This is a genomic window from Haloarcula sp. H-hyl6 (assembly GCF_056934455.1).
The window spans coordinates 116,333-130,531 of sequence record NZ_JBRIIK010000004.1 but is presented as its reverse complement, the minus strand read 5'-3'; the positions used below and the strand labels follow the sequence as shown (position 1 = coordinate 130,531).

The following is a 14,199-nucleotide window of genomic DNA, read 5'->3' as shown; positions in this document are numbered from 1 at the left end:
TGACCAGAAGGTTTAATAATTATCATTGGGAATACGCGGACAGTACTGCTACAATGATCGTCAACGATTCCGTATGGAGGCACTACCATGGCTGACGTTACGCTTCGTGATGCGACGAAACAGTACGCTGATGGCGTAATCGGCGCCGAGAACGTGAATCTGGATATCAAGGACGGTGAGTTCTTAATTCTCGTCGGACCATCCGGGTGTGGGAAAACGACGACTCTCGAGATGATTGCGGGGCTGCAGAAGCCTACAAGCGGGGAGGTCAAGATAGACGACGAGGTTATGAACGAAGTGCCGCCCCAGGACCGGGATCTGGCGATGGTGTTCCAGGACTACGCCCTGTATCCCCACAAGACCGTCCGGGGGAATATGGAGTTCGGGCTAAAATACTCAACCGACCTCTCCGACGAGGAACAACAGCGGAAGGTCGAGGAGGCGGCGGAACTGCTCGGTATCTCTGACCTCCTCGATCAAAAACCCGCCCAGCTCTCGGGCGGCCAGCAACAGCGAGTCGCACTCGGACGGGCCATCGTCAGGGATCCAGAGGTATCCTTGCTTGACGAGCCCCTCTCGAACTTAGACGCGAAGCTGCGGACCCAGATGCGGGCCGAACTCCAGCGCCTCCAGGACCAACTCGACGTGACAATGATCTACGTCACGCACGACCAGACCGAGGCGATGACGATGGGCGACCGCATTGCCATCCTAAACAAGGGCCACGTCCAGCAGGTGGGCACGCCCTCGGAGGTGTACAACCAGCCAGAAAACGAGTTCGTCGCGCAGTTCATCGGCTCCCCGAGTATGAACGTATTCGATGCGACCATCGAGGGCGGGACGGTCCAGACCGACGAGTTCGTCATGTCCCTCGACGATGTCGCTGACCGTCGCGATGGTGAACAGCTTAGATTCGGGATTCGACCGGAGGACATCGCTGTCTCCACCGACTCGGACGAGGGTATCACCCAGGCGACGGTGACCGTCGTCGAACGCTTGGGGGACGAGAACCTCCTTCACCTCGATTTCATGGGACAGGACGTTGTCGCCCGCGTCGGCGAGAGTATCCTCCCGGCGGAAGACGAGGAGGTCGGCATCGACTTCCCGCACGAGCAGGTATACCTGTTCGACGAGAGCGGAGCGACGTTCAAGTTCCGGACCGTCAAATCCGAGGGCACCCAGCGACTGAACCGGAACCCCTGAATGACACGCCCACCAGGCTCTGCTGCTCCTTTCCGAACAGACGCTGACCAACCGCAGATACCACTCACACTTCCATGAGCGACCTCAACGTATTGCTGGTGTCCATGGACAGTCTCCGCGTAGACTGTCTGGGCGCGTACGACGAATCGTTCAGCATCGATGTCGAAACGGACAACTTGGACCGCTTCGCCGAGCGGGCGACGGTCTTCGACTCCCACTACGCCGGGAGTCTCCCGTGCATGCCCGCCCGCCGCGAGTGGCTGACCGGGACACAGGAGTTTCTCTGGCGACCGTGGGGCCCCATCGAGCCATTCGACGAGACGCTCCCTTCAGCCATCAACGGCTATGACACGATCTCGAAGCTCGTCACCGACCACTACCACCTCTTCGAACACGGCGCTCGCGGCTACCACGAGGACTTCAAGGCGTATGAGCAGATCAGGGGCCACGAGACCGATGCCTACCGAACGACACCGTACAACCCGGATCCTGACTTTCTCAAGCGCCTGAAAGGCGACGACGACCCCCACGACGGCAAGAAGAAGAACAACACAAACTACGCCCGCAACGTTGCGGACTTCGAGGACGAAGAGGACTTCTTCGCTCCCAAAGTGTTCTCGCGGACGGCCGAGTGGCTCGCAGCCAACCAAGAGTGGAACCAGTGGTTCTGTTACGTGGATAGTTTCGACGTTCACGAGCCATTCCACCTGCCAGAGCCCTACGCCTCAATGTACACCGACGAGGATCCCACCGACCCCGAACTGACATTCTGGCCCGACTACGGGCCGGTCGACGGGAACAGCGGCAATGGTGGCGCAGGCCCGACCGAGTCTGGGGAGTCAGAACTCTCCGAACGAGAACAGGAGTTCGTTCGCTCGCAATTCGCCGGCAAGACCACCATGGTTGACCGGTGGTTTGGGCGCGTGCTCGACACGCTTGACGAGGAGGGTCTGTGGGACGAGACGATGGTCATCGTCACTTCCGACCATGGCCACTATCTCGGCGACCACGGCTGGGTTGGCAAGCCGCCCGCGCCGCTGTACGATGTGCTGGCTCACACCCCGCTCATGGTGTGGCATCCGGACAGTCCACGTGCGGGCGAGCGGGTGGAGGAGGTTACCGCCGCCGTCGACATCTACGGAACTGTCTTGGACGCGATGGGCATCGAGGATGTACCTCACCGACACAGTCAGAGCCTAGTGCCGTATCTCACCGGCGAGACTGACGAACATCGCGACTGGGCTCTGTACGGGTACTGGGGCTCCTCGGTCAACGTCACTGACGGCCAGTACACGTATCACCATCCCTGTAACGCATCGATGAATTCACAGTGTTACTCAGCGGGAATGATGAACACCGTCGAATGGATGGAAACGCCCGAACCCCACCCCGACGCTGAACCGTCCTCGCTGCCCTACACCGACAGCCCGGTCTGGCAGTACGCAGGTCCCTCGCACAGCAGACACGACGACCCGCTTCTGTTCGACACTGACGCGGACCCGGACCAGAACCACAACCTCGCCGACGAGTACCCCGAGGTGGCCGACCGAATGCGCTCGCTTCTCACAGATGCAATGGCATCGCTGAAGGCTCCTGACTGGCAGTACGAGCGCCTTGGCCTCGAACGGCTGTGTTGAATCGCCATATAGCGGTGGAATTCACTGTTTCACAGCTCGCTTGATGTTATAGACGACACACATCAGCGCGATTTCTCGGAATTCGCGGAACCACGAACGCGCTCGCACGGCGAAGCCGAGCGAGCGCTTCACAGCCGAGTTCACGGTTTCGGTCATCGAGCGCTGATTGTAGCGCTGTTCGTCGATTCTGGCGTTGTGCGCGTGATCATACGGTGCGAAGATGCGATGTTTGATGAGCGGGCGAATCCCGAGGTCACGAAGGGATTCGCGGAGCGACTGCTTGTCATAGCCTTTATCGGCGGCAAGAGACCGCAGATCGCCCGCATTCCGGCGGGCGATCTGCTCGGCGAGGTCTGCGTCGCTCCCTTCACGGTTCGTCGAGCAGTGAACGTCAAGAACGGCTTGAGAGTCTGTATCGACGAGTTTCGTGACCTTCAGCTTCTGCACGCGGTAGCTTATTCGCTGGCAGTAGTGGCGGCTCGCAGCTGAGCGTTCGTAGAATGTCGCGTCGATCGCGCCGTGTTTCGAGGGGTCGTGCAGCTGCGCCGACTGGCGCAGCAGCACTCGGCAGACGCTCATACTGATCCGGTCGAACGCTTTACACAACGTGGATGGAGAGGGGAGATCGGCCGCGCTGAGGCCGATCTCCCCGGTTATTTGTGGCATCTCTTTGAGCAGGTCAATCGTCATTCGGTAGGACGTGTCGAGGTAAATCCGCAGACAGTGGAGGGAAACGAGGGCATAGTCGGCGAATCCGCCGCCACCTTCCGGGGCGGCGGATTCGTCTCCATCGCCAGTAACTCTTTGAGAAATCGGGACGATTTCGCTAGTGAAGCGGGAGATTTGGGTCATAGACAACTGAAGTCTCCCGCTTCAACTCCTTCGATTTAGCGACCTATCCAGACGCCGTCTAGTGATTCAACACAGCCCCTCGAACCGTAACGCCGCCCGGGGCTCTCCGGTCTGTGGCCGGTCACTGCCGGGACACCACGTCTGACGCCCAATGTGACCGAGTACCAAGATTTAACTGCCATAGACCCGATTCCGTTCGTGCAGATGGAGTACACCACACTCGGCGATACAGGCGTAACGGTTAGTAAAATCTGTCTGGGTTGTATGGGCTTCGGGACGAGCTCGTGGCGTGATTGGGTCCGCGACGAGGACGAGAGTGTCGAAATCATCGAGGAAGCCATCGACCTGGGTGTCAACTTCTTCGACACCGCCAACGTCTACTCGAACGGAGAGAGCGAGCGCGTACTCGGGACAGCCTTAGAGGGATACGACCGCGAAGAGTTCGTTGTCGCAACGAAAGGACACTTTGGCTCAGGGACCGACAACCCCAATGGCGTCGGCCTCTCTCGGAAGGCCATCGACATCCAACTGCAAGGGAGCCTGGACCGCCTCGGCCTCGACACCATCGACCTCTACCAGATTCACCGCCTCGACGGCACTGTGGCGGACGAGGATATCCTCCGGACACTCGATGATGCCGTTCGACGCGGTGACATCCGGTACCCGGGTGCGAGTTCGATGTGGGCCCACCAGTTCGATGACCTGCTCTCGAAAAGCGAGCAGTGGGGCTTGGAGAGATTCCGGACGATGCAGAATCACTACAATTTGGTGTACCGCGAAGAGGAGCGCGAGATGTTACCACTCTGTGCACGCGAGGACGTGGCGGTCATCCCGTGGAGTCCTCTCGCGCGCGGGTATCTGACGCGCCCGGACGAGCGAATCGACGACACGATCCGTGGCGAGTCCGAGAAGACCCAGTCCGGTGGGACGAGCATGTATGAACACCCCTACCGCAATGGTAACGGATCGGAAATCAACGCTCGGGTGCAGGAACTCGCCACCGAGTACGGCGTGTCGATGGCCCAAATCGCCATCGCCTGGTTGAACCAAAATGAGTACGTCGACGCACCTATCATCGGCACGACGAGTGTAAAACACCTGCGCGAGGCTGTCACGGCACTCGACATCGATCTATCGACGAGTGACATCGAGTACCTGGAAGAACCGTACGAGGCGGTCGAGGTCTCACCCACGTACAACACGGACCCGAGTTTGTGAGAACGCGGAAAGCCCACAATTACTTGTCGGACCCCCTCGTGGCTGTGACCGTATGCCACAGAGTGACTCGACCAGCGACGAGACTCCCCGTAACGTCCTCTGTATCGTCACCGATCAACAACGTCAGGACAGCATCGGCGCATATGGCAACGACGTTGTCGAGACGCCGAACCTCGACGCACTGGCCGCCGAGGGGACTCGTTTCGACCGCGCGTACACCCCAACGGCCATCTGCTCGCCCGCCCGTGCCTCCATCGTGACCGGCGTCGCCCCGACAACACACGGGGTCACCCGCAATATCCGTTCAGGGACGACTATCAACGAGGACTATCCCTGCTACCCGCAACTGCTCCGGGAGGAGGGGTACAACGTCGGCCTCGATGGGAAGTGGCACGTGGGAAAACATCCTCGTGAGTTCGGCTTCGACGGCGAGCACTACCCCGGGTTTATGCACCCGATGGAGCACGACGACTACGTGGCCTACCTGGACGAGCACAACTTCGACTACTGGTCCGAGGACGTCGTCGACCAGTACCCTTCCGCCGACGCCGAATACGTCATCGGGGGCATCGACGAGCGTCCGGTCGAGGCCTCGTTCACATACTTCATCGCCGAGCGGACGATCGAGCGCATCGAGTCCTACGCCGACGAATACCCCGAAACACCCTTCTACATCGGGAGCCATTTCTTCGGCCCCCATCGACCGTACTTCATCCCCGAACGGTACTTCGAGATGTACGATCCCGAGGATATCCACCTCCCGGAGTCGGCCGTGAAGGAGTGTTTCGAGGACAAGCCGACTGTTCAGCGCCAGCGCTATCTGAAGACCGATCTCGAGTCTCTGTCGATCCGACAGTGGCGAAAGCTCATCGCCATCTACTGGGGCTATGTTACCTTCATCGACGACCAAGTCGGGCGAATTCTGGACACCCTCGAACGGGAGGGAGTAGACGGGAACACGGCGGTCCTATTCACGGCCGACCACGGGTCGTTCGTCACGGCGCATAAGAACCTCGACAAGGGGCCGATGATGTACGAGGATATCTACAACGTTCCGTTCATCACACGGGGCCTCGGTATCGAGGACGATTCGACGGCGGCCTTCGCCTCGCTGTTAGACCTCGCTCCGACCTTCGCTGACCTCGCGGGAATCGACATTCCCGAGGTCTACGAGGGCCGGAGCCTCCTCGACCTCGGACGGGATGGAAACGACTGGCGCGATCACATCGTCGCAGAGTTTCACGGCCTGAACTTCCCCTATGAGCAACGCATGCTGCGTACGGACCGCTACAAGTATATCATGAACGCGGGTGACACGAACGAACTCTATGATCTCGACCGTGACCCCGACGAACTCGTCAACCGGGTCTCTGATTCCGAGTACGCCGACGTCGAGGAACACCTCGATTCCCAACTCTCAAAGATTCTCCACGAGCGCGATGATCCGGAACTGCCCGAAGACGAGTGGCTCTACCCTGCACTGACGCCGATGTACTACCCGACCGCGGACGACGAGGAGTGAGCGGCATACTCGCCGAGGGGCCCGCTTAACCGCCCGCACTACACGCCTGCGCTCACCGCGGGTCGATGTTCGACGGGCCGTCGATGCCGAGGTCCTCACGCCGTCGGCGCTGGTCTCGACGCGCTCGCTCGTCGATCGCCTCAGGGTCGACAATCGCCCTGAGTTCGGCCTCGAAAGACGCCTCGACGTCACGATATTCGGGGTCCCCGGCGAGATTCGTCAGCTCGTCAGGATCGCTTTCTAAGTCAAACAGCTGGTCGGGGCCATCGACGTAATGAATGTACTTGTAGGGGCCACGTCGAACCATGTAGAATCCGTGACTAGCCCCGTGAGCGTGATACTCGCTGAAGACGGTCCGATTCGGGTCCGGCTCTTGGGACCCGGTAGCAACCGGGAGGAGAGACTGCCCTCGCCAGGCTGGATCGGGCGGGACGTCCAACGCGTCGGTCATCGTCGGTACCACGTCGAGCAAGGAGACGGGTTCCTCGACGGTCTGCTCGCGTTCTATTCCGGGTCCGCGCATAACCAGCGGGACGCCGACCGATTGCTCACACATGCAGCACTTCCACCAGAGTCCGTGGTCACCCAACACTTCGCCGTGGTCACTGGTGTAGATCACGAGCGTCTCGTCGGCCTGACCGGTCCGCTCCAGCGCATCGAGCAGATCGCCGATATAGTCGTCCAGTACGGTGACCAGCCCGAAATATGCGCTCCGAGCCCGACGCAGGGCCCTCTCGTCGAGGTCCAGACCATCGAAGTGTTCGCGGAGATTGCTGAGGACCGGATGATCGTCCGCAGGCGGGTAGTCGACGGGCAGCTCCATCTCCGCGGGGGGATATCGGTCGTAGTAGGATTGCTCAACCTCCAGCGGGAAGTGCGGTATAAGCGGGTTGACCGAGAGCAACCAGGGCTCGTCGCTCGCACTACGGTCCTCGATCCACTCTACAGCCCGCTCGAAGCGGTTCTCGTCACACACCGCCTCGGGGTCGTCCGCGTTGTACCAAGCCTGTCCGTCCGGAACTGGGCCGGCTCGTTCGATGCGGTTCCGTCCGTTGGGCCTGACCCGTGGGGGGTCACGATAGAGGCCGAACGTGTCCAGTGTCTCCATATGTTCAGTCAGGTACTGGTCGTCAAATCCGTCGTCGACGCCCGGTTCGAAGTGTAGTTTGCCGACAGTGGCGTGATCGACGCCGTGGTCGGTGAGGTGATGCCCCCACGAGGGGGAGGAGCCGCCGTATGGCGCAGCGTTGTCCCAAGCCCCGATCTCATGGACGTACCGGCCTGTGGCAAAACTTGCTCTCGAGGGCACACAAAGCGGACTCGAACAGTATGCGTCTGTGAACCGTGTTCCCTCGGCAGCCAGGGCGTCGAGGTTCGGCGTCTCGACGTGTGGATGGCCGGCACAGCCGAGCGCGTCCGGACGGTGCTCGTCGGAGAGTATCAACAGGACGTTCTCGATAGATGGCACAGCCGCGACGTTCACCCCGTCGCCCCAAATAACTGTGCCTAGTCACCGGCGGTAGCTTACATCGGCCCCTTCACTCAACGGCTCTAGTCGTGTCTTGTACAAACCGTCAATAACGACAGATATTGTCCGTCGGGGTTTCCATAAGATTTGTAACCGTAGTCATCCTCGTCCAGAGAAGAGTGCTCGTAGGCAATCCTGTACTACCGGTTCGAGATAGTCGCAGCGTTAACCAGTGGCCAACACACCCCCTCAACCATGATGTCGGAGGTCCACGTCCGGGACAAACTTGAGGGTATGCTCGGCGGGGCGATTCTCGTCTCCGTGGGCACACTCTTGAGCGTCGGCATCAACGTGGCTGCTCGGTCGGTGTTCGCTCGAGCTTACAGTCCTGAGGAGTACGGCATCTTCTCGTTGAGTTTCACCATCCTCCTCATCTTCTCGCTGGCGGCCTGTCTGGGGCTCCAGAACGGCCTGCCCAGACAGATTGCGGTCGTGCAGGCCGACGAAGAAGAGAGCGAGAGCAGTGAAGGCGTCGAACAGCGGGACAGTACTCCTCAGGTTGGTGATGCGGGGACCCAAATCCTCTGGGCATTGGTATTGGGCGGTACCGTCGCCGTCGCGGCCGGCACTGCACTCTTCCAGTTCAACCGCAGCATCTCTGTTTACGTGTTCGGTGATATAGGATATGCACGGCCACTCGCGCTCGTCGCAATCGCAATCCCGCTCTTTACACTGACACGGGTTATGTCGGCAGTGTTTCGCGGCTACAGCAAGCCCAACGAACGTGTCATCTTTCAAGAACTGCTCAGGAACGTCTCGTTTCTCATCCTCTTAGGAGTGGTCGTCGGCCTAGAGCTCGACCACCTGACGGCGATTCGGATGCTCCCGCTATCACTCGGCCTCACAGCACTCCTCTACTTTGGCTATCTATATCGTGACAATCCAGGTCAATTCAGGGACGATGTAGTGGACCGTCTTGGTCAGGTGTCCGTTCCAGTATCGTTGGTCGGGTTCTCGGCACCGCTGATGGTGGCGACGCTGCTGTTGCAACTGATGACCTGGATGGACATCCTGATGCTCGGGTACTTCTCGACGTCACGTGCGGTCGGGCTCTATGACGGTGTTCGCCCCCTAGTGCGCGTCATTCCCATTGTGTGGCAGGGCATGATATTCATGTACATCCCGCTCGTCTCGGGGATGTACGCTAGAGACAACCTCGAAGCCATCAAGCGCGTCTACTTCGTGCTGACCAAGTGGTTCGCGTCGGCAACGGTTCCGCTCGTCTTGCTCTTCCTGTTCTTCCCGGCAAGCACACTCAGTGCAGTGTTCGGGCCGTCGTTCACCGTCGCGGCCCCTGCCCTGCAGTTGCTCGCGGTCGCGTTCTGTGTCGGGAACCTTATCGGGCCGACGGGCGCGACCCTCATTGCCATGGGGCACACGCGGGTGTTGATGGGGATCAATCTCGTTTCCGCAGTCGTCAACTTCGGTCTGAACGTCGCACTGATTCCCGAATATGGTCTGTTTGGTGCCGCCGTCGCAACGACCGTCGCCATCGTTCTCCGCAACCTCCTCCGGCTCGCTCTACTCTACCGGAAGGGCCGCATCCACGCCTTCCGGAGCGCCATCTACCAGCCGATACTCCTAACCACGGCAGTGGCAGGCGGGCTCTCGGTCGCTCTCGGGACCGTCTCTTGGATAATGTTGCTGGGCGTGTTCGCAGTCATCGCCGCTATCTTCCTCGCCAGTTTCCCGCTCACTGACAGCCTCTCTCGCGAGGACGACATCTTGCTGTCCCATGCCACCGCAACGATACGGCGGCTAACTCAGTAGGGCGTCGAACGGCCGGCATCGACCTAGTCTTTATCCATGTCTACCACGACAGACGAACCATGCCATCGACAGTCGAGTACTGCCTTAGCAGTCACGTGTCTACAGTGTTAACTGACATCGATGCTGACGGCGTCAATGTCCGAGAGCGTCGGTGCCTGGAACAATGTGGTATCTGTCGAGACCGACCGTTCGCCATGGTGGATGGACGACCGGTTTCGGGTACAGCGCTCTCGGCAGCCCTCGACGACCTCGCCGACTCGGAGGGGAGCCAATGAACGTCTTGCTAATTTCCATCGACAGCCTCAGACGGGACTTCCTAGGAGCCTACAGCGACCGCCCAGATGTCCTCGAATACGACGTCGAGACGGACAACCTAGACCGGTTCGCCGAGCGGGCGACGGTCTTCGACTCCCACTATGCCGGGAGTCTCCCATGTATGCCCGCCCGCCGCGAGTGGCTCGCTGGTGTCAAAGAGTTCCTCTGGCGGTCCTGGGGACCTCTAGAACCATTCGACGACCCGATTCCAAAACTCGCCCGGGACGAAGGCATCCTGACTCAACTGATCACCGACCACTTCCACTACTTCCAGCATGGAAGCCACGGGTACTACGAGGATTTCAATGGGTTCGATTTCGTGCGCGGCAACGAGTACGACGCTTGGCAGACTAGCCCGAAGATGCCCGACGAGGACTTCCTCGACCAATTGCTTGACCAGGATACCGACCCGCCCGAATCGACCCAGTATCTCAACCGAAGCGCCTACGCGCGTAATGCGGTCGACTTCGAGGACGAGGCGGACTACTTCGCGCCGAAAGTCTTCTCGCGGACGGCCGAGTGGATCGGGGACAATCAAAAGTGGGACCAATGGTTTTGCTACGCCGATAGTTTCGACGTCCACGAGCCCTTCGATGTGCCAGAGCCCTACGCCTCGATGTACACCGACGAGGACCCCACTGACCCGGACCTCCCCGTCTGGCCCTACTACGGTCCAGTCGACGAAGGCCAGAGCGAACTGACCGACCGGGAACTGGACTTCGTCCGCTCGCAGTTCGCCGGGAGCGTGACGATGGTCGACCGGTGGTTCGGGCGCGTCCTCGACACGCTTGACGAGGAGGGTCTGTGGGACGAGACGATGGTCATCGTCACCTCCGATCACGGGTTCGCGCTTGGCGACCATGGCTGGATCGGCAAGAACGACTTCACTCTCTACGACGTCATCGCTCACACGCCGCTCATGGTCTGGCACCCTGAAGCTACCGGAGAACGGGTCTCAGCGCTAACCACCGCTGTGGACCTCTATGCGACAATGCTGGAAGCGATGGGCATTGACGGCCCTGACAGGACCCACAGCCAGTCACTCGTTCCCCTGATCCGGGGGACAAAGACGGACCATCGAGACCATGTCCTCTATGGCTACTGGGGCACGTCGATCAACGTCACAGACGGCCAGTACACGTATCACAGACCACCCGAACCCGGTTCTCAGGCGATGTATCACTCGACGATGATGCAGAACCCACACTCCTGGTTCACGCCGCCGACAGCTCGATCCGGCGTCGACGCAGGAGAATATCTCCCGTACACGCCCTCGTCCGTGTGGCGGTACCCAGCCGACGCGTGGTTTCAGCACCGTGACGAGCGTCTCTACGACACCGAGGGCGACCCCGACCAGACGACCAACCTGACCGACGAGGACGCTGAATCCGTCGACCGGATGCGCTCGCTCCTCGAGACCGGACTGTCGGCGTACGACGCACCCGATTCACAATGGTCTCGACTCGGCCTTTGAAAAAGCGCCCGACTTGCGGCCAGTGATCCACGATCCTGGCTGCCATCCAGATCACCGTAACGTTTACTGCTCATTCGATGGAACAGCTGGTATGGCCGACCACGACCCTGCTTGCTGCGCTGCTGCCCGGAGCGATGACACCACGTCGGCCGACCGGCCCGAGCGCACCGGTACTGTCTCGACGGCTCCCGCAGCGCCCGACGACGACCGGACGAAAGCAATGGTCCGCATCGATGGTGGCCCCTTCATCATGGGCACCGACTCGGAGGTAGGATTCCCCCAGGATGGCGAGGGACCGGCCCGTGAGGTGATCGTCGACTCGTTCTACATCGACAAGTACGCGGTGACAAACGCCCAGTTTCTTGAATTCGTCCGCGAGACGGGCCACACGACCGATGCCGAGCGCTATGGCTGGTCGTTCGTCTTCCAGAACTTTCTCACTGACGAGGCCCACAAGCACGTCATCAGTAAGGTCGAGGCGGCCCCATGGTGGGTGGCAGTCGAGGGGGCAAGCTGGTTCCGGCCGTCCGGTCCCGGGACAAGTGTCATCGAGGCGGATCTGCTGGATCATCCGGTCACACACATCTCTTGGCGGGACGCCCAGGCCTACGCCGAGTGGGCAGGTAAACGCCTCCCAACCGAGGCCGAGTGGGAGTGTGCCGCCCGCGGTGGCCTCGAAGAGCGTCGGTACCCGTGGGGCGATGAACTGAAACCCGGCGGCGACCACCGATGTAACATCTGGCAGGGCGACTTTCCCGAACACAATACGGGCGAGGACGGCTACTTGGCGACCGCGCCCGTCAACACGTACGAGCCCAACGGCCATGGGTTGTACAACGTCGCGGGCAACGTCTGGGAGTGGTGTCAGGATTGGTTCAGCCCGACGTATCACACGACCGATAACTATGACCATGACAATCCGACTGGTCCGCCGACAGGTGAGGCGCGCGTGATGCGAGGCGGCTCCCACCTCTGCCATCGGTCGTGGTGTAACCGCTACCGGGTCGCTGCCCGGTCGAAGAACACGCCAGACAGTTCGACTGGTAACATCGGATTTCGCTGTGTCGTCGATGCCGCCTCCGAGTGAGTGGGTCTCGATGCCAGTTCTGTCGGAGCGAAATGCCTTTGTGGCCGTCTAACTACGTGCCGGTCACATGATCGGGTTGACGGCAGTTGTAACACTGCTACTTGCGGTTGTGGGCAGTTTGTTCATGGCTTGGACCATCGGCGCGGGGTCGTCCGGGTCGACGCCGTTCGCCCCGGCGGTCGGGGCGAACGCCATCTCGGTGATGCGCGCGGGGTTTGTCGTCGGTCTGCTCGGGTTCGCCGGCGCAGTCCTGCAGGGGGCTAACGTCTCGGAGACGGTGGGTTCGGGCCTGATCCAGGGTGTAACCCTCTCGCCACTGGCTGTTATCGTCGGTCTGTTCACCGCAGCCTTGCTCGTGGCCGTGGGCATCTTCACGGGCTATCCGATTGCGACGGCGTTCACGGTCACGGGGGCGGTCACCGGCGCCGGTCTCGCCATGGGGGGGACTCTGGCAGTGGAAACCTACCAGCGCATCGTCACTCTCTGGGTCCTCATCCCGTTCGTTGGTGGCGGTGTAGCCTACGCCAACGCGCGAGCCCTAGCCACCCGTCGTGTTCGGACGGACCTCGTGGTCAGCGTGCTAGGCGCCCTCACGCTGCTGGTCGTAATCAATATGCGGTTTTCGGCCATCGGCCCACCGGGAGAGAGTCGGTCACTCGTCACCCTGCTGTGGGTGATGGCCGACGCCTCCGCCGGCGCATCGACGCCTATCCGGGCAGGCCTTTCGCTCACTCTCGCCGGCATAGGTGGTATCACGCTCAGACATCTGCACGCGCGGTCGGCGATCGACACCGAGCGTCGGCTTCTGTTGGCGCTTGGCTGTCTGGTCGCGTTCACCGCGGGTGCGACCCAGGTCGGCCTCGCCGTCGGCCCGCTATTGCCGCTGTTAGACACATGGGCGATACCACTGGTCGGATTGTTGATGCTCGGCGGAGTTGGGTTGCTCAGCGGGTCTTGGACGGGAGCGCCGCGGATGATCAAAGCTCTCTCACAGGATTACTCGGCGCTGGGCCCAAAACGATCGATCGCAGCGCTGGTCCCTTCGTTCGTCATCGCTCAGACAGCGGTGTTTTTGGGCGTACCAGTGTCGTTCAACGAGATCATCGTCAGTGCCATCATCGGGAGCGGGTACGCAGCCGAAAACACGCCGGTGAGCGTACTGAAGATGCGCAACACCGCCGTCGCGTGGGTCGGCTCTCTCGGGCTCTCGGCGCTGCTGAGCTATCTGGGTGTCACCGCTCTGACCACGCTCGTGTGAAGCCCCCCGACCATTGGGAGGCGATACACTGTCCGTCATCAAACATCGGCAGTTGGACTGTCCATCGTGGGCGGGCCCAGTTACCGGCCAAACAGGCAAAAGATTTAATTATGCTGGCTGACTCCCTTCGATAGACAGCGGTGGACGGACCCACCAAACCCCTCATCCCCACCACCAACAGTCAGTCATGGTCCACCACAGTGGCTACTGACAATCAAGTTAACCACATTGTCCACCGCTGTCTGTCGCAGCCCGATTTGTCGCTCCGTAAGCAGGTGAGCCGAGATGATCCCCATCCTACTGTGTACCCGCCGATCGCACTCGGCAGGGTGTTC

The 14,199-nt window shown here is 60.7% G+C and carries 11 protein-coding genes; 9 read left to right on the top strand and 2 right to left on the bottom strand.

The genetic code is table 11. From position 1 onward, the window contains the following. Positions 1–87: 87 nt before the first annotated feature. Together Hhyl6_RS21305 and Hhyl6_RS21300 are read left to right on the top strand one after the other, a co-directional pair. On the top strand, positions 88–1,203 hold the full coding sequence (locus Hhyl6_RS21305; protein ID WP_483741258.1) for an ABC transporter ATP-binding protein: 1,116 nt from the start codon (positions 88–90) through the stop codon (positions 1,201–1,203). A 74-nt stretch (positions 1,204–1,277) separates the two neighbouring features. Further along, a complete protein-coding gene (locus tag Hhyl6_RS21300) occupies positions 1,278–2,840 on the top strand; it encodes a sulfatase-like hydrolase/transferase (protein ID WP_483741257.1) in 1,563 nt (520 codons plus the stop codon). Positions 2,841–2,861: 21 nt separating this feature from the next. On the opposite strand, the gene Hhyl6_RS21295 is transcribed toward Hhyl6_RS21300, so the two are convergent. Further along, positions 2,862–3,692: an IS5-like element ISHwa3 family transposase gene (locus tag Hhyl6_RS21295; protein ID WP_483739084.1), complete on the bottom strand. Its 831-nt coding sequence runs from the start codon at positions 3,690–3,692 to the stop codon at positions 2,862–2,864. 204 nt (positions 3,693–3,896) lie between these two features. Between Hhyl6_RS21295 and Hhyl6_RS21290 the strand changes: the two genes are divergently transcribed. Both Hhyl6_RS21290 and Hhyl6_RS21285 read left to right on the top strand, forming a co-directional pair. Further along, positions 3,897–4,910, top strand: a complete 1,014-nt coding sequence (locus Hhyl6_RS21290; protein ID WP_483741256.1) for an aldo/keto reductase — start codon at positions 3,897–3,899, stop codon at positions 4,908–4,910. 52 nt (positions 4,911–4,962) lie between these two features. Further along, entirely contained in the window at positions 4,963–6,432 is a 1,470-nt protein-coding gene (locus tag Hhyl6_RS21285) for a sulfatase-like hydrolase/transferase (RefSeq protein ID WP_483741255.1), read from the top strand. A 52-nt stretch (positions 6,433–6,484) separates the two neighbouring features. Here Hhyl6_RS21285 and Hhyl6_RS21280 read toward each other — a convergent pair whose 3' ends face one another. Then, positions 6,485–7,900: a sulfatase family protein gene (locus tag Hhyl6_RS21280; protein ID WP_483741254.1), complete on the bottom strand. Its 1,416-nt coding sequence runs from the start codon at positions 7,898–7,900 to the stop codon at positions 6,485–6,487. A gap of 255 nt (positions 7,901–8,155) precedes the next feature. Here Hhyl6_RS21280 and Hhyl6_RS21275 point away from each other — a divergent pair, with 255 nt between their 5' ends. The 5 genes from Hhyl6_RS21275 (at position 8,156) to Hhyl6_RS21255 (ending at position 13,864) form a co-directional block, all read left to right on the top strand. Continuing rightward, positions 8,156–9,730, top strand: coding sequence for a flippase (locus Hhyl6_RS21275; RefSeq protein ID WP_483741253.1), 1,575 nt, complete (start codon positions 8,156–8,158; stop codon positions 9,728–9,730). Between the two features lie 59 nt (positions 9,731–9,789). Next, complete coding sequence (locus Hhyl6_RS21270; RefSeq protein WP_483741252.1) at positions 9,790–10,005, top strand: DUF1450 domain-containing protein; 216 nt, start codon at positions 9,790–9,792, stop codon at positions 10,003–10,005. Continuing rightward, a complete protein-coding gene (locus Hhyl6_RS21265; protein WP_483741251.1) occupies positions 10,002–11,519 on the top strand; it encodes a sulfatase in 1,518 nt (505 codons plus the stop codon). The genes Hhyl6_RS21270 and Hhyl6_RS21265 overlap by 4 nt, the downstream gene beginning before the upstream one ends. Positions 11,520–11,610: 91 nt before the next feature. Next, positions 11,611–12,606 (top strand): formylglycine-generating enzyme family protein, encoded by a 996-nt coding sequence (locus tag Hhyl6_RS21260; RefSeq protein WP_483741250.1) that lies wholly within the window; start codon positions 11,611–11,613, stop codon positions 12,604–12,606. A 67-nt stretch (positions 12,607–12,673) separates the two neighbouring features. Further along, positions 12,674–13,864, top strand: a complete 1,191-nt coding sequence (locus tag Hhyl6_RS21255) for an anion permease (protein ID WP_483741249.1) — start codon at positions 12,674–12,676, stop codon at positions 13,862–13,864. Positions 13,865–14,199: the final 335 nt, after the last annotated feature.

Excerpts from the sequence above, each read along its gene's own strand:
- Hhyl6_RS21305 (WP_483741258.1), top strand. The coding sequence starts at position 88 with ATGGCTGACGTTACGCTTCGTGATGCGACGAAACAGTACGCTGATGGC.
- Hhyl6_RS21300 (WP_483741257.1), top strand. The coding sequence starts at position 1,278 with ATGAGCGACCTCAACGTATTGCTGGTGTCCATGGACAGTCTCCGCGTA.
- Hhyl6_RS21295 (WP_483739084.1), bottom strand. The coding sequence starts at position 3,692 with ATGACCCAAATCTCCCGCTTCACTAGCGAAATCGTCCCGATTTCTCAA.
- Hhyl6_RS21290 (WP_483741256.1), top strand. The coding sequence starts at position 3,897 with ATGGAGTACACCACACTCGGCGATACAGGCGTAACGGTTAGTAAAATC.
- Hhyl6_RS21285 (WP_483741255.1), top strand. The coding sequence starts at position 4,963 with ATGCCACAGAGTGACTCGACCAGCGACGAGACTCCCCGTAACGTCCTC.
- Hhyl6_RS21275 (WP_483741253.1), top strand. The coding sequence starts at position 8,156 with ATGATGTCGGAGGTCCACGTCCGGGACAAACTTGAGGGTATGCTCGGC.
- Hhyl6_RS21270 (WP_483741252.1), top strand. The coding sequence starts at position 9,790 with ATGCCATCGACAGTCGAGTACTGCCTTAGCAGTCACGTGTCTACAGTG.
- Hhyl6_RS21265 (WP_483741251.1), top strand. The coding sequence starts at position 10,002 with ATGAACGTCTTGCTAATTTCCATCGACAGCCTCAGACGGGACTTCCTA.
- Hhyl6_RS21260 (WP_483741250.1), top strand. The coding sequence starts at position 11,611 with ATGGCCGACCACGACCCTGCTTGCTGCGCTGCTGCCCGGAGCGATGAC.
- Hhyl6_RS21255 (WP_483741249.1), top strand. The coding sequence starts at position 12,674 with ATGATCGGGTTGACGGCAGTTGTAACACTGCTACTTGCGGTTGTGGGC.